The organism is Actinomadura sp. NPDC048955 (genome assembly GCF_040649435.1).
GTDB classification, from domain to species: Bacteria; Actinomycetota; Actinomycetes; order Streptosporangiales; family Streptosporangiaceae; genus Spirillospora; species Spirillospora luteofluorescens.
The window spans coordinates 1-21533 of sequence record NZ_JBEZJI010000064.1; the positions used below are offsets into that span (position 1 = coordinate 1).

Annotated in this window: 20 protein-coding genes; 11 read left to right on the forward strand and 9 right to left on the reverse strand. The window is 73.7% G+C overall.

Features of this window, described 5'->3' with window-relative positions; translation table 11 throughout:
* Positions 1-248: 248 nt before the first annotated feature.
* Together AB0C84_RS37905 and AB0C84_RS37910 are read left to right on the forward strand one after the other, a co-directional pair.
* Entirely contained in the window at positions 249-1274 is a 1026-nt protein-coding gene (locus AB0C84_RS37905; RefSeq protein ID WP_361075592.1) for an SDR family oxidoreductase, read from the forward strand.
* 25 nt (positions 1275-1299) lie between these two features.
* A complete protein-coding gene (locus AB0C84_RS37910) occupies positions 1300-3102 on the forward strand; it encodes a thiamine pyrophosphate-requiring protein (protein WP_361075595.1) in 1803 nt (600 codons plus the stop codon).
* Positions 3103-3124: 22 nt separating this feature from the next.
* On the opposite strand, the gene AB0C84_RS37915 is transcribed toward AB0C84_RS37910, so the two are convergent.
* From AB0C84_RS37915 to AB0C84_RS37935, 5 genes are all read right to left on the reverse strand, one after another.
* Positions 3125-3727, reverse strand: coding sequence for a TIGR00730 family Rossman fold protein (locus tag AB0C84_RS37915; protein ID WP_361075598.1), 603 nt, complete (start codon positions 3725-3727; stop codon positions 3125-3127).
* A 50-nt stretch (positions 3728-3777) separates the two neighbouring features.
* A complete protein-coding gene (locus tag AB0C84_RS37920; protein ID WP_361075601.1) occupies positions 3778-5436 on the reverse strand; it encodes an ABC transporter permease in 1659 nt (552 codons plus the stop codon).
* The gene (locus AB0C84_RS37925) at positions 5433-6344 is read right to left on the reverse strand and encodes an ABC transporter ATP-binding protein (RefSeq protein ID WP_361075604.1); all 912 of its coding nucleotides are present in this window, start codon (positions 6342-6344) and stop codon (positions 5433-5435) included. Before AB0C84_RS37925 ends, AB0C84_RS37920 begins: the two co-directional genes overlap by 4 nt.
* On the reverse strand, positions 6341-7009 hold the full coding sequence (locus AB0C84_RS37930) for a TetR family transcriptional regulator (protein ID WP_361075607.1): 669 nt from the start codon (positions 7007-7009) through the stop codon (positions 6341-6343). Before AB0C84_RS37930 ends, AB0C84_RS37925 begins: the two co-directional genes overlap by 4 nt.
* A gap of 102 nt (positions 7010-7111) precedes the next feature.
* Complete coding sequence (locus AB0C84_RS37935) at positions 7112-8191, reverse strand: trypsin-like peptidase domain-containing protein (RefSeq protein WP_361075609.1); 1080 nt, start codon at positions 8189-8191, stop codon at positions 7112-7114.
* A 183-nt stretch (positions 8192-8374) separates the two neighbouring features.
* Between AB0C84_RS37935 and AB0C84_RS37940 the strand changes: the two genes are divergently transcribed.
* Positions 8375-8812 (forward strand): archease, encoded by a 438-nt coding sequence (locus AB0C84_RS37940; protein ID WP_179843742.1) that lies wholly within the window; start codon positions 8375-8377, stop codon positions 8810-8812.
* A gap of 42 nt (positions 8813-8854) precedes the next feature.
* Here the strand turns inward: AB0C84_RS37940 and AB0C84_RS37945 are convergent, their stop codons facing one another.
* Positions 8855-10273: an RtcB family protein gene (locus AB0C84_RS37945; RefSeq protein WP_361075612.1), complete on the reverse strand. Its 1419-nt coding sequence runs from the start codon at positions 10271-10273 to the stop codon at positions 8855-8857.
* A gap of 92 nt (positions 10274-10365) precedes the next feature.
* Here AB0C84_RS37945 and AB0C84_RS37950 point away from each other — a divergent pair, with 92 nt between their 5' ends.
* From AB0C84_RS37950 to AB0C84_RS37965, 4 genes are all read left to right on the forward strand, one after another.
* Entirely contained in the window at positions 10366-11010 is a 645-nt protein-coding gene (locus AB0C84_RS37950) for a hypothetical protein (RefSeq protein WP_361075614.1), read from the forward strand.
* A 192-nt stretch (positions 11011-11202) separates the two neighbouring features.
* Positions 11203-12039, forward strand: coding sequence for a geranyl diphosphate 2-C-methyltransferase (locus AB0C84_RS37955; RefSeq protein ID WP_258941198.1), 837 nt, complete (start codon positions 11203-11205; stop codon positions 12037-12039).
* Between the two features lie 49 nt (positions 12040-12088).
* A complete protein-coding gene (locus AB0C84_RS37960; RefSeq protein ID WP_361075618.1) occupies positions 12089-13282 on the forward strand; it encodes a family 2 encapsulin nanocompartment cargo protein terpene cyclase in 1194 nt (397 codons plus the stop codon).
* Positions 13283-13518: 236 nt separating this feature from the next.
* Positions 13519-15093 carry an SAM-dependent methyltransferase gene (locus tag AB0C84_RS37965; RefSeq protein ID WP_361075621.1) on the forward strand — a complete coding sequence of 525 codons (1575 nt, stop codon included), beginning with the start codon at positions 13519-13521 and terminating at the stop codon, positions 15091-15093.
* Positions 15094-15108: 15 nt separating this feature from the next.
* On the opposite strand, the gene AB0C84_RS37970 is transcribed toward AB0C84_RS37965, so the two are convergent.
* Both AB0C84_RS37970 and AB0C84_RS37975 read right to left on the reverse strand, forming a co-directional pair.
* On the reverse strand, positions 15109-16305 hold the full coding sequence (locus AB0C84_RS37970) for a cytochrome P450 (RefSeq protein WP_361075624.1): 1197 nt from the start codon (positions 16303-16305) through the stop codon (positions 15109-15111).
* A gap of 101 nt (positions 16306-16406) precedes the next feature.
* A complete protein-coding gene (locus AB0C84_RS37975) occupies positions 16407-17543 on the reverse strand; it encodes a helix-turn-helix transcriptional regulator (protein ID WP_361075627.1) in 1137 nt (378 codons plus the stop codon).
* Positions 17544-17656: 113 nt separating this feature from the next.
* Between AB0C84_RS37975 and AB0C84_RS37980 the strand changes: the two genes are divergently transcribed.
* Positions 17657-18244, forward strand: coding sequence for a dihydrofolate reductase family protein (locus AB0C84_RS37980; RefSeq protein WP_361075629.1), 588 nt, complete (start codon positions 17657-17659; stop codon positions 18242-18244).
* A gap of 9 nt (positions 18245-18253) precedes the next feature.
* Here AB0C84_RS37980 and AB0C84_RS37985 read toward each other — a convergent pair whose 3' ends face one another.
* Positions 18254-19303: a hypothetical protein gene (locus AB0C84_RS37985; RefSeq protein WP_361075631.1), complete on the reverse strand. Its 1050-nt coding sequence runs from the start codon at positions 19301-19303 to the stop codon at positions 18254-18256.
* A 182-nt stretch (positions 19304-19485) separates the two neighbouring features.
* Between AB0C84_RS37985 and AB0C84_RS37990 the strand changes: the two genes are divergently transcribed.
* From AB0C84_RS37990 to AB0C84_RS38000, 3 genes are all read left to right on the forward strand, one after another.
* Positions 19486-19833, forward strand: a complete 348-nt coding sequence (locus AB0C84_RS37990; protein ID WP_361075634.1) for a hypothetical protein — start codon at positions 19486-19488, stop codon at positions 19831-19833.
* Between the two features lie 76 nt (positions 19834-19909).
* Positions 19910-20545 carry an RNA polymerase sigma factor gene (locus AB0C84_RS37995; RefSeq protein WP_361075637.1) on the forward strand — a complete coding sequence of 212 codons (636 nt, stop codon included), beginning with the start codon at positions 19910-19912 and terminating at the stop codon, positions 20543-20545.
* Positions 20542-21513: a CU044_5270 family protein gene (locus AB0C84_RS38000; RefSeq protein ID WP_361075640.1), complete on the forward strand. Its 972-nt coding sequence runs from the start codon at positions 20542-20544 to the stop codon at positions 21511-21513. The genes AB0C84_RS37995 and AB0C84_RS38000 overlap by 4 nt, the downstream gene beginning before the upstream one ends.
* The last annotated feature ends 20 nt before the right edge of the window (positions 21514-21533 follow it).

A 21533-nucleotide genomic window follows, 5' to 3' on the forward strand; every position in this document is an offset into this window, starting at 1 on the left:
ACCGGAACGCCGTCCGCAGACGGTCCCCCGTGGCGCGGGCGGCGAGTTCGGCGATCCCGGCGAGCTCCCGCGAGGCGGGGACGTCGACGCTCATTGTTCTCCTTCGATCACGGCGAGGTCACGAATGCGCACCTGACGACCGTATCCGAGTGCCGCAAGGGGCCCTGGCGGGCCCTTTGTTACAGAGCCTCCGGCTCGGGCAGTGGGTCCCTGTGCCGGATCCGGCGTCGCCGTCCAAGGGAAAGAAGATGAGGTACAAGATCGAAAAAGGCACGGTCGTCGTGGTGACGGGAGCCTCCGGCGGCATCGGACGCGCCGCCGCGGTGGCGTTCGCGCGCCGCGGGGCCCGGGTCGCCCTCCTGGCCCGCGGTGACGAGGGCCTGGAGTCGGCCGCCTCCGACGTCGAGGCCGCCGGCGGGCGCGCGCTGCCGATCAGCGTGGACGTGGCCGACCCCCGCGCGGTGGACGAGGCGGCGGAGCGGGCCGAGAAGGAGCTCGGGCCGATCGGCGTGTGGGTCAACGTGGCGTTCTCCTCGGTGTTCGCGCCGTTCTGGGAGATCGAGCCGGAGGAGTTCAGGCGCACCACCGAGGTCACCTACCTCGGTTACGCCAACGGCACGAGGGCCGCGCTGCGGCGGATGATGCCGCGCGACCGCGGCGTGATCGTCCAGTGCGGGTCGGCGCTGGCCTACCGGGGCATCCCCCTGCAAAGCGCGTACTGCGGCTCCAAGCACGCCGTCCAGGGACTGCACGACTCGCTGCGGGCCGAGCTGATGCACGAGCGCAGCGGCGTGAAGCTGACGATGGTGCAGATGCCCGCGGTCAACACGCCCCAGTTCGACTGGGTGCTGAACCGGATGCCGCGCCGCCCGCAGCCCGTCCCGCCCATCTACCAGCCGGAGATCGCGGCGGACGCGCTCGTCTACGCCGCCGAGCATCCCCGGCGCCGGGAGTACTGGGTCGGCGCCAGCACGGTCGGCACGCTCCTCGCCGACAAGTTCGCCACGGGGCTGCTGGACCGCTACCTGGCCCGGACGGGCTTCGCGTCCCAGCAGACCGAGCAGCGCACGCGTCCGGACCAGCCCGCGAACCTGTGGGAGCCGGCGGACGACGCCCCGGGCCACGACCACGGCAGCCACGGGCGGTTCGACGAGCAGGCGCACGCGAGGAGCCCGCAGATGTGGGCGGGGCGCCACAAGTACCTGGTGGGGGCCGCGACGGCCGGCGCCGCGGCGGGAGCAGCCGCGGGCGCCGCCAGGCTCCTGCGGCGATGACGCACGAGACGCGAAGGAGAGAGCGATGGCGCAGCAAGTGGCCGACTACGTCCTCCAGAGGCTGACCGAGTGGGGCGTGAAGCGCGTCTACGGCTATCCGGGCGACGGCATCAACGGGCTGCTCGGCGCGTTCGACCGCGCCGAGGGCGAGCCGGAGTTCGTCCAGACGCGGCACGAGGAGATGGCCGCGTTCATGGCCTGCGGCCACGCGAAGTTCACCGGCGAGGTCGGCGTGTGCGCGGCGACGTCCGGACCGGGCGCGATCCACCTGCTGAACGGCATGTACGACGCGAAGCTGGACCACCAGCCGGTCGTGGCGATCGTCGGGCAGCAGAAGCGCCTGGCGCAGGGCACGCACTACCAGCAGGAGGTCAACCTCGAGAACCTGTTCTCCGACGTCTCGGAGTTCTGCCAGATCGTCATGCACCCCGGCCAGATGCGGCACGTCATCGACCGGGCGTTCAAGACCGCCCTGACCACCCGCGGCGTCTCGACGATCATCATTCCGGAGGACGTCCAGGAGGCCGACGCGGTGCCGTCGCCGCCCAAGGAGCACGGCTCGGTGTACTCCAGCGTGGGGTGGAGCAGGCCCCGCGTACTGCCCGACCCCGACGAGCTGCGCAAGGCCGCCGACGTCCTCAACGAGGGCACGAAGGTCGCGATGCTGATCGGCCAGGGCGCCGCCGGCGCCGAGGCCGAGGTGATCGAGACGGCCGAGCTGCTCGGCGCCGGCATCGCCAAGGCGCTGCTCGGCCGCGAGGTCGTCCCCGACGACCTGCCGTTCGTCACCGGCCCCATCGGCCTGCTCGGGTCCAAGGCCAGCGACGAGATGATGATGAACTGCGACGTGCTGTTCATGATCGGCACGAGCTTCCCGTACGCCGAGTGGCTGCCGGACGAGGGCAGCTGCCGGGGCGTCGAGATCGACATCGACGGGCGCATGATCGGCATCCGCTACCCGATGGACGCGCACGTCGTCGGGGACGCGAAGGAGACCCTCCGGGAGCTGATCCCGCTGCTGCGCCGCAAGGAGGACCGCTCCTGGCGCGAGGAGATCGAGGAGAACGTCCGCGCCTGGGACGCGGTCATGGACAAGCGGGCCGCCCAGAGCTTCGAGGGGAAGATCAACCCGCAGGCCGTCGCGCACGAGCTGTCGCCGCTGCTGCCCGACGGCGCGATCCTCACCGCCGACTCCGGGTCGGCCACCAACTGGTGGGCCCGGCACATCAAGCTCCGCGACGGGATGCGGGCGTCGCTGTCGGGCACCCTCGCCACGATGGGGCCCGGCGTCCCGTACGCCCTCGCGGCCCGGTTCGCCTACCCGGACCGGCCGGTGATCTGCTTCGTCGGCGACGGCGCGTTCCAGATGAACGGGATGAACGAGATGCTCACCGTGAAGCGGTACGCCGACCGGATGGCCGGCTCGCCGCTGATCTTCGCCGTGTTCAACAACCAGGACCTCAACCAGGTCACCTGGGAGCAGCGCGCGATGGGCGGCGACCCCAAGTACGAGGGCTCGCAGCGCATCCCGGACTTCCCGTACTCGAAGTACGCCGAGCTCTGCGGCCTCAAGGGGATCTACTGCGACGATCCCGGGAAGGTCACCGGCGCCTGGCGGGAGGCCCTGGCGAGCGACCGTCCCGTCGTCCTGGAGTTCGTGGTCGACAACGAGATCGCCCCGATCCCGCCGCACATCATGAAGGACCAGGCCAGAAAGGCCGTCAAGGCGGGCCTCAGGGACCCGCAGAAGCTCGGCATCGCGGCCCGCGGCTTCCGCCAGAAGCTGACCGACATGTACGAGAACATGCCGGGCCGCAAGCACGACTGAGGGGGCCGGTCCGGCCCGCCGGTCAGAGTTCGGCTTCGGCGTAGTCCTCGGGGGAGAACTCGATGCGGGGCCGGCTGCGCTCCAGGAGGTCGAACGCCTCGGGGACCGAGTCCGTCCAGCCGACGGCGTCCCAGATCTTGGGGCGGGCGAAGCCCTGCTCGGTGAGGCCCTTCATCAGCTCGCGCAGCGGCTCGTAGACGCCGGTCGGGTCGAGGATGACGATGGGCTTCTCGTGCATGGTCAGCACGCGGGCCGTCCACACCTCGAACAGCTCCTCCAGCGTGCCGATGCCGCCGGGCAGGACGAGGAACGCGTCGCTGCGCCGGTCCATCTCGCCCTTGCGGGCGCGCATGTCGGCGGTGACGACCAGCTCGTCGTTGTCCTCGTCGGAGATCTCGACGCTGACCAGCCCCTCGGGGATCACGCCGACCGTGCGGGCGCCGCCGGCCCGCGCGGCGCGGGCGACGGCGCCCATGCACGAGACCTGGGCGCCGCCGCTGACGAGGCTGTGGCCGCGCCGGGCCAGCTCGGCGCCGGCCTCGGCGGCGAGGTCGACGTAACGGCGGTCGATCTTGCCGCTGGACGAGCAGAACACGCAGACGGCGAGGGGTTTCCGGGAGTTCACCCGGCCCAATCTAACGGCTCCGTCCATGTGGGGCCCGTCGATTTTCCGGCCTAGGCGGTGGCCAGGTCCCTGCGGCGCAGACCGAGCAGCCCGAGGGCGGACAGGACGGCCGCGACCGCGAGCAGCCAGAGCAGCGGCACGGGTGTGAACGCGTGCCCCGGCAGCTTCGGGACGTGGGTGAACGGCGAGACGTCCAGGGCCCACTGGTTCAGGTCGAGCCCGGCTCCGAAGAGCGTCACGACCGCGAAGACCCCGACCGCGGCCCAGGCGCCGCCGGTGAGCCTCGGCGCGAGGCCGAACAGCGCGAGCGCGATCGCCGCGACCAGCCACACGGCGGGCAGCTGCGCGAGCGCGGCGAGCAGCACGCGCGGCACCTCGCGGCCGGGGTCGCCGGTGTCCAGGCCGTGCGCGAGACCGGCGGCCAGGCCCGCGACGCCGAGCCCGGCGACCGGGCCGAGCAGCGCGAAGACCAGGTGGCCCGACGCCCACCGCAGCCGCCCGACGGGGGTGGCGAGCAGCGGCTCGGCGCGTTGCGCGCTCTCCTCGGTGCGCAGCCGCAGCGTGGCCGAGACGGCGTAGGCGGCGGCGATCAGGCCGAGCATGCTCATGATCGAGGCGAAGTAGGCGTCGGTGATCCCGCCCTGCCCGCCGAGCCGGGTGAAGATCTTCGCCAGGTCGGGGTTGTCCTTGACCATGTCGCCGACGCCGCCCGCCACCGCGCCGTACACGACGCCGAGCGCGGCGAACCCGGCGAGCCAGCCGTAGAGGGCGCGGCTCTGCAGCCGCCAGCCGAGGCCGAGGGACCCCGAGAGCAGGCGCGGGGCGTCCGCGGGGCCGAGCCTGGGCGGCAGCACGCCCGCTCCCACGTCCCGGCGCGCCGACAGCAGGCCCGCGGCGGCGACGAGGAGGGCGGTGAGCGCGACGACCGGCAGGAGCGTCCACCAGCGTTCCCCGCCGTAGGCGCGCAGGCGGTTCTCCCAGCCGAGCGGGGACAGCCAGCCCAGCCACGACAGCTCGTTGCCCGCGCCGCCGACGTCGGCGGCCATCCGGACCACGAACGCGGCGCCGAGCGCGGTGATCGCCGTGCCCCTGGCCGCGCCCGCGCCCTCGCTGAGCTGGGCGGTGACGCCCGCGACGGCGGCGAAGACGCATCCGGCGGCGGCCAGTTGCAGGCCGAACGCCAGCGAGCCCGCGAACGGCAGGCCCTGCGCGACCAGGCCCGCGGTGAGCAGGGCGGCGAGGATGAGGTTCGCCGCCATCGTCACGGCGAGCGCGGCGGCCAGGCCGGCGCCGCGCCCGGTGACGGTGGCGCCGAGCAGCTCGCGGCGGCCCGCCTCCTCCTCGGTGCGGGTGTGCCGGACGACGGTGAGCACGCTGATCAGCGCGACGACCACCGGGATGAACCCGGACCGCTGGGCGATGATCGCGCCGAGGCTCGTGTCGTACAGCGGCCCGTAGAGGGCGAGGAACGTCGGGTTGTTGCCCGTCGTCCGCCCGTAGGCGAGGCGTTCGGCGGCCGTCGGGTAGAGGCTGTCGGTGGCCGCCACGAAGTTGATCGGGATCAGCGCCAGCACGATGACCCAGGACGGCAGCAGGAACCGGTCGCGGCGCAGGATCAGCCGGATCAGCCCGCCGGTCCCGGTGAGCGACCGCATCGGCGTCGCGCGGGACGGCCGGGCGGCCCGCGCCTCGTGGACCGCCGCGCTCATCGGGCGGCCTCCGATGCGAGCTCGTCCTTGTAGTGGCGCAGGAACAGCTCCTCCAGCGTCGGCGGGCGGCTGCTCAGGCTCCGCACGCCGACCTCGGTCAGCCGCCGCAGCGCCGCGTCCAGCTCGGGCGTGTCCACCTCGAAGCGGATCTTGTTGCCGTCGATCCGGACGTCGTGCGCGCCGGGCAGGGGCAGCCCGTCCGGGGACGACGCCAGCTCGGCGTCGATGGACGTGCGGGTCAGGTGCCGCAGCTCGTCCAGCGTCCCGGACTCCACCGCGACGCCCTTGCGGATGATCGTCACACGGTCGCAGAGCGCCTCGACCTCGGACAGGATGTGGCTGGACAGCAGCACGGTCCGGCCGTCGCGCCGCTCCTCCCGGACGCACTCCTGGAACACCTCCTCCATGAGGGGGTCCAGGCCGGAGGTGGGCTCGTCGAGCAGCAGCAGCTCGGCGTCGGACGCCAGCGCGGCGATGAGCCCCACCTTCTGCCGGTTGCCCTTGGAGTAGGCGCGGCCCTTCTTGCGCGGGTCGAGCTCGAACCGGTCGAGCAGCTCGGCCTTGCGCCGCGCGTTCACGCCGCCGCGCATCCGGCCGAGCAGGTCGATCACCTCGCCGCCGGACAGGTTCGGCCACAGCGTGACGTCGCCGGGGACGTAGGCGAGCCGGCGGTGCAGCTCGGTCGCGTCCCGCCACGGGTCGCCGCCGAGCAGCCGGGCGGTGCCCCCGTCGGCGCGCAGCAGGCCGAGCAGGACGCGGATGGTGGTGGACTTCCCGGCGCCGTTCGGGCCGAGGAACCCGTGCACCTCGCCGGGCCGGACGGTCAGGTCCAGGCCGTCCAGCGCGCGGGTCCGGCCGAAGTTCTTGACCAGGCCGGAGAGGGCTATGGGGGGCGTGTTCGTGGTCACCGGTCCTCCTCGTCGAGGGGTCGCCCGCCGGGGGCGGGCACGTTCTTCAGGGCGGCGCGCGCCTGCGCCACCAGTTCGGGCGACAGGAGCCGGTCGTCGAGGACGTCCAGCATCGCCAGCGCCATGCGGGGGTAGCCGGCGCCCAGGAGGACGTCGGCGCCGAGGGCCCTGGACATGTGCTCGTGCAGGACGATCACGCCGAAACTCATGCCGGTCATGACGGTCGCGTAGCCGTGCAGGTCGTCGGTGCTCGGCGCGGCCATGCCGGGCGCGCCGCGTTCGAGCATCTCCTCGCTGAAGGCGACCGCGTCGTCGAAGAGCACGGCCGCGGCGGCCGATCCGTCGGTCAGGGCGCGGGCCAGGTAGCGCTGGACCGGCAGGGCCGTCCGCAGGGCGATGCCGAGGAAGCTCGGATTGGCCATCCCGCCGCGCAGGGCCTCCTGCTTGGTCTCGCGGATCACCTCGATCACGTGCTCGTCGCAGGCCGCGCGCAGGGCCTCCTTCGTCCCGTAGTGGTGCTGGACGAGGGCGGGCGACACCCCGGCGGCCTTGGCGATGCCCCGGATCGTGGCGCCCTTCACCCCGTGCTCGGCGAACTCCAGCAGGGCCGCGTCCCTGATCCGGGCGCGCCCGGTCAGGTCGTCGGCCCGCTCCCGCGTCGTCATCCCCACCCCCTGTACGGATGTTCAGTTGCCTGTACGCTTGTACACTGTACTCGCGTACAGGCTCCCGTCAACCGGTGCGGGGCGGGCCGTCCGGGCGGCGGGTCAGCCGCCGGGCAGCTGGCCGAGCGTCACCTGGACCTGCTTCTTCGAGCCGTCCGGCCGCTGGAGCTCGACCTTCACCGTCTGGCCGGGCCTGAGGTCCGCGAGGACGGTCGTCAGCGCCGTCTGGTCGGGCGTCGCGACGCCGTTCACCGAGAGGATCAGGTCGCCCGGCCGGATGCCCGCCTTGGCGGCGCCGCCGCCCTTCTCCACCTCCACGACGGCGACCGCCGAACGCCGGCCGGTCTGCGGGTCGACGATCGTGCGCACCACCACGCCGAGCGCGGCCCGGCCCGAGTTCGACACCTTCCCCGACTCGATGAGCTGCGGAACGATCCGCTTGACCGTGTCGCTCGGCGTCGCGAACCCGATGCCGGGCGCCGCGGCGCCGATCTGCGGGTCGGAGGCCGCCGCGGTGGGGATGCCGATCACCTGCCCGTCCAGCGTGACCAGGGCGCCGCCGCTGTTACCCGGGTTGATGTCCGCGCTCGTCTGGATGGCGTCGGCGATCGTCGACCCCTGGAAGGCCCCCTCCCCCTTGGTCGACACCGTGCGGTGCAGCGCGGAGACGATCCCGTTCGTCACGCTTCCGGCGAGGCCGAGCGGATTGCCCATCGCCAGCACGATCTGCCCGACCTGCGCCTTGCCGGACTCGCCCCACGACGCCGGTTTCAGCGACACGCCGCCGACCTTGATGACGGCCAGGTCGTCGGCGGCGAACGCGCCGACCATCGAGGCGTTCGCCGGGGAACCGCCGCCGGACGAGGTGACCTGGATCTTCTTCGCCCCGGCGACCACGTGCGCGTTGGTGACGATGTCGCCCTGGGCGTCGAACACGACGCCCGACCCCTCCCCCTGATCGGTCTGGATCTTCACCACCGACGGCAGGACGGCGTCCACGACCTTCACGTACTGCTGCTGCAGGTCCGACCCGGCCCCGGACACCGGGGCCGACGTCCGCACCGACGCCGGCCCCGCGTTCCCGGCCCTCCCGGCGTTCTCGGACTTCCCGCTGCACCCGGCGAGCACCACCGCCCCGGCCAGCGCCGCCGCGCAACCCCTCGCCCTCGCGCTCCTGTCCACGCTCCACCTCCAGAGGGCACCGTTCCCGCCCGCCGGGCGGCGGGCGCCGCGCCGCGCGCGATTTTGCGACGTCATGCCGCAGGCCAGGACCGCACCTGATCTTTAGCGGCCCGGCGCGCACCGCGGCGCCCGGGAGGGGCCGCGGCCGGTTTCTCGTGATCGGTGAGGGGTAGCCGTCCGACCATGTCGCGCGGAGGCGGGCACGGCGAGAGGGGCCACCGGGGCGTCCCCCACACCGCCGACCTGCGGATCGAGGCGTGGGGGCCGACGCGGGAGGGCTGCGTCGCCGAGGCGGTGGCCGGGCTCGTGGAGTCGTTCGCCGACGTCTCCGGCGTCCGCCCGTCCGGCGGGATCCGGGTGGACGTGCCGCCGGGGCCGGACGCGGACCTGCTCGTCGCCGTCCTGGACGAGGTGATCTACCGCCTGGACGTCGACGGCGTCCTGGTCCTGGACGCCGAGATCGCGGCGGCGCCGGACGGCGGACTCACCGCCCGGCTCGCGACCGGGGACGCGGCGGAGGCGGTGGCGACGGGGGCCGTGCCCAAGGCGGTGTCGCTGCACGAACTGCGGTTCGGCCGGGACGGCCGCGGCTGGTCCTGCGCCGTGACGATCGACGTCTGACGGGCGGCGCGCCGGACCGGCGGCCTTGCGTGACCGGCCCGGTCAGCCCTTCACGACGCCCAGCGGGACGAGCCGGGCGACCTTCCGGCAGAGCCCGGCGCCCTCCCCGGCCTCGACCACGGCGGACACGTCCTTGTAGGCGTCCGGCGCCTCCTCGGCCAGCCCGCGCCACGACGACGGCCGCACGGCGATGCCCCGCTCCTCCAGCTCCGCCCGCAGTTCCTTGCCGCTGACGCCGCGCGCGGCCTGGTGGCGGCTGCGCACCCGTCCGGCGCCGTGGCACGTGGACGCGAACGCGGGCCCGCCCGGCACGCCCGTCAGGACGTAGGACGCGGTCCCCATCGTCCCGGGGATCAGCACCGGCTGGCCGGCCTCCCGCAGGTCCGGCGGCAGGTCGGGGTGGCCGGGCGGCAGGGCGCGGGTGGCGCCCTTGCGGTGCACGCACAGCCGCCGCCGCTCGCCGCCCACCCCGTGCTCCTCGAGTTTGGCCAGGTTGTGCGACACGTCGTAGACCAGGTCGAGCCGGGCGCCCGCGACCCGCCGGAACACCCGGCGCGCCGCCTGGGCGAGCAGCTGCCGGTTGGCGCGGCCGTAGTTGGCCGCCGCCGCCATCGCGCCCAGGTAGGCGCGGCCCTCGGCGGACTCGACGGGGGCGCAGGCGAGCTGGCGGTCGGGGACCTCGATGCCGTGCCGCGGCATCGCCGCCTCCATCGCCCGGACGTGGTCGGTGCAGATCTGGTGGCCGAGCCCGCGCGACCCGCAGTGGATCATGACGCAGACCTGCCCCGGCCGCAGCCCGAACGCCCCGGCCACGTCCGCGTCGTAGACCTCGGCGACCCGCTGCACCTCCAGGAAGTGGTTGCCCGAGCCGAGGCTGCCGACCTGGCGGGCGCCGCGCTCCACCGCGCGCTCGCTCACCCGGCCGGGGTCGGCGCCCGCGACCGCCCCAGAGTCCTCGCACCGGCGCAGGTCGCGCTCGTCCCCGTGGCCCTGCTCGACCGCGTACCGCGCTCCCCCGGTGAGGATGCCGGTCAGCTCCCGCCGTCCCGGCAGGTGCCATACCGCGCCCTTGCCCATGCCGCGCGGAATGACGGGGTCGAGGCCGTCCATCAGGTCGCGCAGGACGGGGGCGAGGCCGGCGGCGTCGATGTCCGCCGCCAGCAGCCGGACGCCGCACGAGATGTCGAACCCGACGCCGCCGGGCGAGACCACGCCGCCCTCGCGCGGATCGGTCGCCGCCACGCCGCCGATCGGGAAGCCGTATCCGAGGTGGATGTCGGGCATGGCATAGGAGGCCTCGACCACGCCCGGGAGCATGGCGACGTGGACGACCTGCTCGATCGCGTTCCCGGCGGGCTCCAGCAGCTCCCGCGACGCGAACACCACGCCGGGCACGCGCATGGCACCGGTCGGCTCGATCCGGAACCGGTAGGGCCCCTCCTCGATCAGGTCGGCGGTCACAAGGCGGGGCTACCCCCGGCCCCGCCCCTCATGCGCCACCGCAGGTCAGCGGCCGAAGGGTGCACGCGCTCCAGGCGGGTAGCGTGCGAACCATGCTCGCCGAACCCGCGCCCGCGCTGAGCGACCTCGCGCTCGGGCTGGTCGTGGTGGCGCTCGCGGTCCGGCTGGGACGGACGCCGGCGCCGCACCGGCACTGGCGCACGTCCTTCTGGTGGGCCGGGGCCGCGGCGCTCGCCGGCTCCGTCCACCACGGCCTGGTCAAGTACTCGCAGGAATGGTCGGGGCCGAGCTGGGCCCTGATCAGCGCCATGGTCGTCGTCGCGGTGTCCTACCTGCTGGCGGCCACCGTCGCCGAGGTGCTCGGCCCGCGCCACGGCCGGACGTTCTGGCTGCTGCGCTCCGTGGGGATCGGCGCCTACATCGTCCTCGCGGTGACCGGGCACGCCGGGGTCGGCGCCCTGCTCGCCTGCGAGAGCCTGACGATGGTGTGCATCCTCGCGCTCTGGGGCCGGGCGGCCTGGCACCGCCACCCGATGGCCGTCCCGGTGATCGTCGCGCTGGTCGCCAGCGCCGCGGCGGCAGCGACCAAGGCGATCGACCCGAGCGTCACCCGCGGCGTCGCCCTGGACCCGACCTCGGTCTACCACCTCGCCCAGATCGTCGGCATGGTGCTGCTCTACCTGGCGGTCAGCAACCCGCGCCGCCCGGACCGCGAGCCCCGCGCCCTCCCCGGATAGCACGCGGCCGCCCGGGACGGCACGGGCTCGGCGGGTCGCGCGGCACCGGCGGACAGCACTGGCCGCAGTGGCACATTCCCCTAACGGAGGTGTCTTCCTTCTGTGCTGAAGGGTGCCCTTTCGGACACGGACGGTCACCGTTAGCTTTCAACCCGTGATCCCAAGCCACCGTCCCCGTGGAGGAAAGCGTTCATGACGGCCATCGCCAGCGTCTACCAGCACGACGTCGCCACCTACTGGAACACCGAGCGCAACCCGGTCAACCTGCGCCTCGGCGACGTTTCAGGGATCTACCACCACCACTACGGCATCGGCGAGGTGGACTGGTCGGTCCTGGAGACCCCGGAGGACGCCCGCGAAGAGGCGGTCATCGCCGAGCTGCACCGGCTGGAGAACGCCCAGGCCCGGTTCCTGCTCGAACACCTCGGCGACATCAGGCCCGACCACCGGCTGATGGACGCCGGCTCGGGCCGCGGCGGATCCAGCATCATGGCCAACGCCGCCTTCGGCTGCCAGGTCGACGGGGTGTCGATCTCCCAGGCGCAGGTCGACTTCGCCAACGGGCAGGCCACCGAGCGCGGCGTGTCCGACAAGGTCCGGTTCCACTTCAAGAACATGCTCGACACCGGGTTCGAGGCGGGGGCGTTCCAGGCGATCTGGAACAACGAGTCGACGATGTACACCGTCCTCGACGACCTGTTCGCGGCGCACTCGCGGCTGCTGGCCCGCGGCGGCCGCTACGTCACGATCACCGGCTGCTACAACGACGTCTACGGGCTGCCGTCCCGGGCGGTGTCGACCATCAACGCCCACTACGTGTGCGACATCCACCCGCGCAGCGCCTACTTCCGCGCGATGGCGGCCAACCGGCTCGTGCCCGTCACCGTGGTCGACCTGACCGCCGACACCATCCCGTACTGGGAGCTGCGCGAGAAGTCGTCGGTCGCGACCGGCATCGAGAGCGCCTTCCTGGAGGCGTACCGCGACGGCAGCTTCCAGTACCTGCTCATCGCCGCCGATCGCATCTGAACTTTTGACCCGGACCGGTCGCCTTCAGGCAGAGGCAGGTGAGCAGACCATGGACACGACGCACCACGGGTGCAGCGGCCGGCGCGCGCCGCACGGCTCGTCCGCGCAACCCCGGCCGGGGCGGCCGTCCGGGCCGGGGACCGGGGCGGCGGCCCTGCCGTCGCTGATCGCCGCGGCGCGGCCCAGCCGGGAGGTGCCCTACGGCGACCTCCTGGCCGGGCACCATCCGCGCCCGGTCGGCGGCGGCGGGCCCGGCTACGTCGAGCGCGCCTGGGGGGACGGGTCGCACTCGCCGCTCTACTGCCCGCTCCCCGAGCGCGCCGACGACGCCCTCGCCGCCGAGGTCGACGCCCGGCTGGCCGCCTGGGCGCGCGACCGCGGGTTCGACGACCACGAGCTCGACGCGCTGGGCAAGGCGGCCTTCGGGCGGCTGGTCACCCTCGCCCACCCCGACACCGACGACCCCGACGCCCTGCTCGTCGCCGCCCAGCTGAACGCCGGATGGTGGGCGGCCGACGACTACTACGCCGACGACACCGCGCTCGGCGCCGTGCCCGCGCGGCTGCCGCAGCGCCTCACGATGGTGATGGCGGCGATGGACCCGGTCCCGTCCGCGGGCGAGTTCACCCCGCCGCTGAGCGAGGCCCTCCAGGGGGACGTCGTCCTGCGGATGCTCGGCTCGGCGGTCGGCCACCTGAAGCGCCACGCGTCCCCCGTGCAGGTCCAGCGGATCTGCTACTCCACGTTCGCCATGTTCGTGAGCTGGACGGCCTACGCGGCCTGGCGCGAGAAGGGCGAGGACCCGCCCGCCTGGGAGTACCTGGCGGCGCGCCAGCACGACAGCTTCTACACCTCGATGACGCTCATCGACGTCGTCGGCGGCTACGAGGTCCCGGCCCACCTCTACTACGACCCGCGCGTCCGCCGCGCCGCCTTCCGGGCCGGGACGGCGAGCGTGATCGTCAACGACCTGCACTCGGTGGCCAAGGACGCCGCCGACGAGAACCCGGTCTGCAACCTGGTGCTGCTGATCGCCGCCGACCGGGGATGCTCGGTGGAGGAGGCGACCGAGACCGCCGTGCGCGTGCACAACGACCTCGTCCGCGACTTCGAGGCCGGCCACCGCGAGCTCGCGGGCGTCCCCTCCCCCGAGCTGCAGCGGTTCCTGCGCGGGCTGCGGGCCTGGATGGGCGGCGGCTTCGAATGGCATGCCACCAACCCGCGCTACCGCGAGGGAGCCTGAGGGTCCCGCGTCGCGGAGGCGTCCGGCGCCGGGCTTTCCCGAATTCGGGTGACGACCAAATCATGTTCGGTCGAGCGGTACGTGTTGACGGTTTTGCCACACGGAGTCAAGGGAGCAGCCAAAAGCCGAATGATGCGCAAGTGTGATCCGGCACGACCGACCGGGCGCGCACCGGAAAAGGCCGCCTGCATTACTCTCTCTGCGTCGCTGTACCCGGGGATGGAGCGAGGCGCACGGTGGAATTCCGTATTCTGCGCAAGAGGCTGGGCATCCGGGCGGGGAGCGGCGAATCCATCGCCGTGCCCCATCCGCACGCCCGCGGGCTGCTGGTGATGCTGCTGCTCGAAGAGGGCCGCCCCGTCCCGGCCGACGTGCTCGTCGAGCGGCTCGCGGACCCCGTCGGCGCGCCGGATCCCGCCGCGACGCTCACGCGGGCCGTCGGCACCGCGCGGCTCTCGCTCCCGCCCGGCCGCCTCGTCACCGAGAACGGCGGCTACCGGCTCGTCCTCGACGGGGACGACGACCTGGACCTGAGCCGGTTCCGGGCCCTCGCCGCGGACGCCCGGCGCCTGCGCGCCTCCGACGCCGCGTCCGCGATCGCCGAGTACGAGAGCGCGCTGGCGCTGTGGGGCGGGGAACCGCTGGGCGACCTGCCCGCCGCCGGAGCCCTGGACGCGACCCGGCGGGCGCTCGTCGGCGAGCGCGGCCAGGTGCGCGAGGAATTAGCAGAGGTGAAGCTCTCCCAGGGCCGGCACCTCGATCTCATCGGGCCCGCGCGCGGCTGGGTCGCGCAGGAGCCGTCGAACGAGCATCTGCGGAGCCTGCTGATGCTCGCGCTGCACCGGGCCGGGCGCAAGGACGAGGCGCTGCGCCTGTACGAGGAGGCGGAGGACCTGCTGGCACCGGCCGGGCCCGGGCCCGCCCTCCGGCGGACCGCCGCACAGATCGGCCGCGACGACCCGGGCCTGGACTACCGGCCCCGCCCCGTCCTCGTGCCGCTTCCCGCGGACCGGGCAGCCGACCTGTCCATCGACACCCTCCAGGCCTCCCCCGCCCGCATCTACGACTACTACCTCGGCGGCAAGGACAACTACGCCGTCGACCGCGCGGCCGCCGAAGAGATCATGAAGACGGTGCCCGACGCCCCCGCCGCGGCCCGCGCCAACCGCGACTTCCTGACCCGCGCCGTGCGCCACCTGGCGGCGCAGGCCGGCATCCGGCAGTTCATCGACGTCGGGACCGGCCTGCCCACGCAGGGCAACGTCCACGAGATCGCCCGTGACGCCGCTCCGGACGCCCGCGTGGTGTACGTCGACAACGACCCCGTCGTGCTGGCGCACGGCCGGGCCCTGCTGGAGGGCAGCCCCAGCGTCGCGGTCATCGAGGGCGACCTGCGCCGTCCCGAGGAGCTGCTGGCCGACCCGCGGCTGAACGAGCTGATCGACCTGCGCGAGCCGGTGGGCCTGCTGCTGGTGGCCGTCCTGCACTTCGTCCACGACGACCACGACCCCGCCGGGCTCGTCGTGCGGCTCGCCGGGCGGCTGCCGTCCGGCAGCCACGTGGTGGTCTCCCACGGCTACGACGGCGGCATGGACCCGGGCGACACCGAGCACTCCCAGGCCGTCTACCGCAGGTCGAAGCTGCCGATCTACTCGCGCGGCCCCGAGGAGGTGGCCCGCTGCTTCGCCGGGCTGGAGATCCTCGACCCCGGCATCGTGTGGGTCCCGCAATGGGGCCGCCCGCGTCCGGCGCGGCCCGCGCGGGACCCGCAGTGGAGCCACTTCATCGGGGCCGTCGCCCGCAAGCCCTGACCGGCCGGGCCGCCCTCACCCCGCCCTGAGAGTGATCACGGTCGGCAGCTCGGCGAACCCGCGCACGTACGGCGAGTTGACGCGCCGGGCCCCGGCCTCGTCGATGTCGTAGTCGGCGGTGCGGGCCGCGAGCTCCTCCAGCGCGACCCGGGCCTCCAGCCGGGCCAGGTGCGCGCCGATGCAGTAGTGCCGCCCCGACCCGAAACTGATCTTGGCCGTGGTGTCGCGGCCCAGGTCGAACCGGTCGGGATCGGCGAACGCGCGCGGGTCGCGGTTCGCCGCGCCGATCAGCAGCAGCATGCGGGCCCCGGCGGGGACCGTCACGCCGTGCAGGGTGAACTCCCCGGTCACCGTCCGCCCGTCGGCCTGCGCCGGCGCCTCCAGGCGCAGCGTCTCCTCGATCCAGTCGCCGACCCGCCCGAACGCCCCGGACGGCCGGTCCAGATGCCGCCAGGCGCAGTGCCAGGCGCCCGAGATCAGGTTCGTGGCCGTCTCGTTGCCGGCCGCGATCAGGATGAACAGCACCCCCATGATCTCGGCCTCGGTCAGGTGGTCGCGGCCCTCGGCGACGTCCAGCAGCGCCGACGCGAGGTCGTCGCGGCGCTGCGTCCGGCGCTCGGCGATCAGGCCGCGGAAGTAGCCCACCAGGGCGGGGATCGCCTCGCGGCCCGCCTCGGTCACGTCCCGCACGCCCTGCTCGTGGTGGACGATCGCGTCGGCCAGCCGCCGCAGCTCGCCGCGGTCGGCCTCCGGGACGCCGACCAGCTCGGAGATGACGTCCATCGGCAGCAGTGCCGCGTAGTCGGCCACGAGGTCCAGCTCCGCGCCGCCCGGCCCCGCACCGGCGAGCGCCCGGTCCAGGTGGCCGCGCGCGATGCCGCGGACCCGCTGCTCCAGCTCGGCGACGCGGCGCGGCGTGAACGCCTTCGCCACGAGCCCGCGCATCCGGGTGTGCTCCGGCGGGTCCATCGCGAGGAACGACGCGTGCGTCCGCGCCTTCGGGCCCCACACCGACGGCTCCAGCAGGATCCCGTTCGCGCTGGAGAAGCGCCGGAAGTCCCGGAACGCCGCGGTCACGTCCGCGTGCCGCGACAGGACCCAGAAATCCTCCTCGTCATTTCGGTAGACCGGCGCGTCCTCTCTTAACTGCGCGTAAACCGGATAAGGGTCCTGCTGAATTCCGTAGTCGTACAGGCTGTACCGCACACCCATCGCAGCCTCCTACCGCCATCGAAAGCCGCGCGCCGACCAGCATCCGCTTTCGGCGCCCTCCCCCCAACCCCAGCACATCATGAACCGGCCCAGGTGACCGATTACGGCCACCCCGCGGTGGACCGTGCCACGCCTCCCAAACCCAGCGGGCCCGCGTAATGGTCGAAGAACAGGCGGGCCACCAGGTCGCCGCGGGACGCCGCACCCGACTTGGTGAAAATCGACTTCAGGTGGTCCTGGACGGTGTAGGGCGACACGCGCAGCCGTCCTGCGATCTGCCGGGTGGACAGGCCCCGCGCGACGAGCCCGGTGACCCGCCGCTCCTGGTCGGTGAGGCCGTACGCGTCGACGACCAGCGGCGCCATCTCGGCCGGGCGGGCCGCTTCGAGCAGCACCGCGACCGGCGCCTCGGGGCCCTCCCCCAGCAGGGACGCCCGGACGATCAGCCAGCGGCCGGTCCCGGTGCGCACCCGCGCCCTGGCCGCCCGGAGCCCTCCCGGCGCCGGGTGCTCCCGTCCGCCCGTCCCGCGCAGGGCCCGCGCCTGGCGGGCCACGGCGTGGACGACCAGCGGCAGCCTGGCGCCGGGCCGACCGCCCGCGCCGAGCTCGTCCAGCCGGCGGCCCGCGGTCTCGTCGGCCATGCTCACGCCGTCGTCGGCGTCCAGGACCAGCATGCCGACGTCGGCGTCGCCGGCTCGCGCGCTCTCCAGCAGCAGGCCGCGCCGCAGGCCGTCGGCGATCGGCCCGGCCAGCGACGACACGAGCCCCACCTCGGCCGGCGTGAAGTAGGGCCGCCCGGTCTCGCGGAACACGGTGAGCACGCCCCAGGTCGCGGGGCCGCCCGCGAGGACGACGCGCATCTCGTCGGCGAAGCCGCCGGGGCGGCGGATCTCCCGCTGGCGCGGGCTGCGGTCGAGCTCACCGGCGGTCGCCTCGCTCAGGCTGGCCGCCGGGCGGTCCGCGCGGGCCAGGTGGACCCACTTGTTGAAGTCCGGCTCGCGCGCCTCGATCTCCAGGAGCCGCACCATCTCCGGCGCGGGCAGGCCGTTCTCGACGTACTCCGCGGTCGGCAGCAGGGTCGCCGGGTCGGTCGTCATCAGGCAGGTGCCCTCGGCGGGCACCGCACGGCCCAGCACCTCACCGACGGCCCGCGAGAAGTCCGCCACCGCCAGGCCGCGGTGGGCCAGCCTCACCAGGTCGTCGCGGACGCGCCCGGGCGCCGCCGCCGCGTTGGCCACGCGCCGACCCTACATCTCGGCGCCATCCCAGAAAGCTGGGATTCAGCCGCGCGGCCTCCGCCCCGCATGCTGGGCGGGCGGCCGACGCCGCCTTCACGAGAGGAACGCGCCCGATGGCGATCATCCGGCTCTACATGACGATCTCCCTGGACGGTTACGTCGCCGGGCCGCACGACGGCCCCGACGCTCCCCTGGGCACCGGCGGTTTCCGCCTCTTCAACTGGCTCGACCGGAGGAACGACCCCGGACCGAGCGGCCAGGTCTACGGGGAGGCGATGGCCACCCGCGCCGTCGTCGCGGGCCGCCGCACCTACGAGCTGGCGGGCCGCTGGCAGGGCGACCACCACGACGGCGTACCGGTCTTCGTCCTGACCCACGCGGTCCCGGACGACCCGCCGCCGGGAAGCGTCCGCTACGTCACGGACGTGCGCGAATGCGCCGAGCGCGCTCGTGCGGCGGCGGGGGACGGTGACGTCATGGTCCACGGCGCGGGGGCCGCGCAGGCGCTGCTGCGGGCCGGAGAACTCGACGAACTCGAACTGCACGTCGTCCCCGTCCTGCTCGGTCAGGGCCGCCGCCTGTTCGACCACCTGCCGGCCGAGCACACCGAACTCCGCCTGCTCCGCCGGCTGGCCACCCCGGAGACCGAAGACCCCGCGCACGCCGTCCAGCACCTGCGCTACCGCGTCCTGCGCCCCTGAACAGGGGGTTCAGCGCGGCAGCCGGAGGTCCGTGCAACCGTGCCGCTTGGCGGCGCGCTCGGCGAAGGCGCGCAGCGAGGCCTTCAGGAACGACTTCGTCGGGGCCGCGTACTCGGTGGCATGGGCGACGAAAAGCGCCCGTGCGGTGCTCCCAGGGCAACGCGCGGTGGCCCAGGCGTCGGCGGCGTGGAGACCGGACTCGGCCTTGGTGCCGTAACCGTCGCTGCCGTAACCGCCGTCGTACCTGGTGGTCCGCAGCCGCTGCGCGTACGGGCCGAAGTTCGCGTGGAAGTGGTACGCCGCCGCGGAGAAGGCCACGGTCTTGCCGAGGACGCACTCCTCGACCGGCGCCGTCCCGCTGCCGTCCGTCTTCTTGATCCAGTTGACCTCGCCCCGGTCCACGGCGGTCGCGACGGGGATGCCGGCGCAGGTGCCCGTCACGTTCTCGGGGACCGTCTCCCCGTCCGGCCGCGGTACGGGCGGTACCGCACCGCCGGGCTTGGCGTCGCATCCGTAGTGGCGGGCGGCCCGTACCGCGGTGGCGGTGACGAGCCGGGCCGCCTGGCGCGCCTCGGCCGGGCCCGCCAGCGCCTCATCGGAATCCGCGGCCACCAGGACGGACGAGCGCCGATCGGCGCACGGAAGGACGACCGCGGTGTTGCGCAGATCGGTGTAGCCCTCCCAGCCGCCGCCCAGCGCCACCGGCTGTTCGGCGGAGCCCCGGTGCAGGAGGGTGAGGAACCCGGCGCCATCACCGTCGTTCGTCACCGTGTCGGCGACGTCCCCGATGACGAGGCTCAGACCGGCGACCTTGCACTGCTCCCAGCGCAGGCCGTCATGCTCCGGGACGTGGCGGTCGCGGCCGAGGCGGCTCTCCTCGTGACCGGTGAAGACGGCGGACTCGGCCTCGGGGACGAGCCCCTGGCAGAAACCGGCGAGCCTGTCCCGGTAGCGCCAGTCCCTGCCGGTGTCGCTGAGCCGGTACCAGCCGAACGCGGCCACGGCGATCACCACCAGCGGCACCACCCCGAACAGTCCCACCCGCCGCAGCACCGGCATCCGCTCCGCGCCCCGCTTCCGGTCGGCCGCAAACCCCTCCGGCGCACGGCACAAAGCCCTCTTCCTATCGGCACCGGCATGCGCCGTCAAAACCCGTGCCAGGTCCCGTTGAGTACCGCAACGCGCGGACCTGAGTAGGCGCACGGATCGATCAAGCGGCCGCAGGCCTGTTCACTGAGGTCGTGACCACAGAGAACACCGCCGCGGGCTCCCGGAATCGCTCAGGCTGGCGAGTCGCCGCCGCGACCGCGCTCGCCCTGCTCCTCCCCGTCACCGTGCTCGCCTGGATCTGCGTGCTCGCGACCCCCGAGTACGGCCGGTGCCTCACCTACGGGGAGCAGTGCGACCCGGCCTCGGACGTCCTCCTGCCGATCGCCTGGTGGTCCTTCTGGGCCAGCGGCGCCGCCGGTGTCGCCGCGCTGCTCCTCCGATCCACCTGGACGGTGACCGCCCGAATCCGCCCGGCCCTGGTCCTGGGTCAGATGGCCCTCGCGATAGCGACCCCGGCAGCCGTAATAGCCAGCGGATGACACCGGCCCCGGCCGCGCCGAGTGAGGTAGGTCACGGGAACTCGGCCGGTCCGGTGAACAGTCCCTGCGTGTGGAGATGAGTTTGCGTGCCCGGGTGCACGCCGGGGATCCGGATGCCTTCAGAGAGCTGTTCGACGAACATGTGCGCTCGGTCTACAACCACGCCTTCCGTCTGACCGGGAACTGGTCGACGGCGGAGGACGTGGTGTCATTGACCTTCCTGGAGTCGTGGCGCCTTCGCGAGAGGGTCGACGTCGACGTCGAGGGGTCGCTGCGTCCCTGGCTGCTGGGCATCGCCACGAACGTCGCCCGCAACGTGCGCCGCGCCGCCCGGCGCCACGACGGCGCGCTGGCGCGGCTTCCGAAAGGCGGCGCGGTCCCGGACTTCACCGACGAGACCGCGGGCCGCATCGACGATCGCGAGCGGCTCGCCCTGATGCGCAAGGCACTGGCGGCGCTGCGCGAGCCCGAGCGCGAGGTGCTGGCACTGTGCGTCTGGTCGGGGCTCGGCTACACCGAGGCCGCCGAAGCGCTCGGTGTGCCGGTCGGCACGGTGCGTTCCCGGCTGTCGCGCGCACGCAGGAAGCTCGACAGGCTCACGACCGGAGGAGTGCGGCCGCCCCGAGAAGACCGGGAACCGCCTTCCGGCCACGGACAGCAAGAGGGTGACCGCGAGATCGCGGTCAGGTCCGCTCAGGAGAAGACCCGATGAATTCCACCCCGATCCAGCCGAATCCGAACGAGCGCGAGGAGCTGGCCCGGCTGCTGCCGGCGCCGGTGGAGCGGGAACTCCCGGGCGACCGCCGCCAACGACTCCAGGAGTTCGTGATGAGCGAGATCCAGCAGGACCTTCGATCGGCCGAGCAGGCCCCGCCCCGCCACTCAGGACGGCGGCGCGTCCTCCTCGCCGCGGCGGGGACCGCCGTCACCGCCGCCGTCGCCGCAGTGGTGATCGGCACCGTCGGCGCCGGAGGGAACGGCCGGCCGGACGAGGGTCCGGGCGCGTCCGCCCCGTCCGCACCGTCGGGCCGGCAGGTCCTGCTCGTGGCCGCCGCGAGCGCGGCGAAGGTCCAGGCGGACGGCGGCGCGTACTGGTACGTCAAGACGACGTTCACCGCTCGTGAGGGCGGCGCCCGCACCTCGCTGGAGAGCTGGACCGGGCGCGACGGCCGAATCTGGTGGAAGGGGGAGAAGACCGGAGGCAGAGTGGTCGTGCTCACCCAGCCTGCTCCGTTCCGGCTCGGTGGGCCCGCCGTGAGCCTCGCCCAGCTCCAGAGCCTGCCGAGCACTCCCGGCGAGCTGAAGGCGTGGATCGCCGCCGCCGTGAAGCGGAGCGACGTCAGGGCCGCCGCCGGCCGCCCCGACGCCGCCGCGCGGGAGCGCTCCGTCTTCGACGGGCTGCTCTCCCTGGTCTCCCAGCTGCCGGCCCCGCCGAGGGTCCGCGCGGCCGCCTTCCGCGCGATCGCCTCCTACCCCGGTGTCAAGGACCTCGGTGCGGTCAAGGGCGGGCAGGGTTTGTCGATCTCCTTCGGCGGAGGCGGGGAAGCACACCTGGTCGTCGATCCGAAGACGTCCCGGATCACCGACACCGACTTCTTCGTCTCGGCCGACGGCGCGCGGGTCGCGGTACCCGGCGGCGCCGCGATCGTGGCCGAGTGGACGGACCAGGCCCCCAGGTAGCCCGGTCCGCGCGGGGAGAG

Coding starts and splice junctions, on each gene's coding strand:
- AB0C84_RS37905 (WP_361075592.1), top strand. CDS start 249: ATGAGGTACAAGATCGAAAAAGGCACGGTCGTCGTGGTGACGGGAGCC.
- AB0C84_RS37910 (WP_361075595.1), top strand. CDS start 1,300: ATGGCGCAGCAAGTGGCCGACTACGTCCTCCAGAGGCTGACCGAGTGG.
- AB0C84_RS37920 (WP_361075601.1), bottom strand. CDS start 5,436: ATGAGCGCGGCGGTCCACGAGGCGCGGGCCGCCCGGCCGTCCCGCGCG.
- AB0C84_RS37930 (WP_361075607.1), bottom strand. CDS start 7,009: ATGACGACGCGGGAGCGGGCCGACGACCTGACCGGGCGCGCCCGGATC.
- AB0C84_RS37940 (WP_179843742.1), top strand. CDS start 8,375: ATGTCGCGCGGAGGCGGGCACGGCGAGAGGGGCCACCGGGGCGTCCCC.
- AB0C84_RS37950 (WP_361075614.1), top strand. CDS start 10,366: ATGCTCGCCGAACCCGCGCCCGCGCTGAGCGACCTCGCGCTCGGGCTG.
- AB0C84_RS37955 (WP_258941198.1), top strand. CDS start 11,203: ATGACGGCCATCGCCAGCGTCTACCAGCACGACGTCGCCACCTACTGG.
- AB0C84_RS37960 (WP_361075618.1), top strand. CDS start 12,089: ATGGACACGACGCACCACGGGTGCAGCGGCCGGCGCGCGCCGCACGGC.
- AB0C84_RS37970 (WP_361075624.1), bottom strand. CDS start 16,305: ATGGGTGTGCGGTACAGCCTGTACGACTACGGAATTCAGCAGGACCCT.
- AB0C84_RS37980 (WP_361075629.1), top strand. CDS start 17,657: ATGGCGATCATCCGGCTCTACATGACGATCTCCCTGGACGGTTACGTC.
- AB0C84_RS37985 (WP_361075631.1), bottom strand. CDS start 19,303: ATGCCGGTGCTGCGGCGGGTGGGACTGTTCGGGGTGGTGCCGCTGGTG.
- AB0C84_RS37995 (WP_361075637.1), top strand. CDS start 19,910: ATGAGTTTGCGTGCCCGGGTGCACGCCGGGGATCCGGATGCCTTCAGA.
- AB0C84_RS38000 (WP_361075640.1), top strand. CDS start 20,542: ATGAATTCCACCCCGATCCAGCCGAATCCGAACGAGCGCGAGGAGCTG.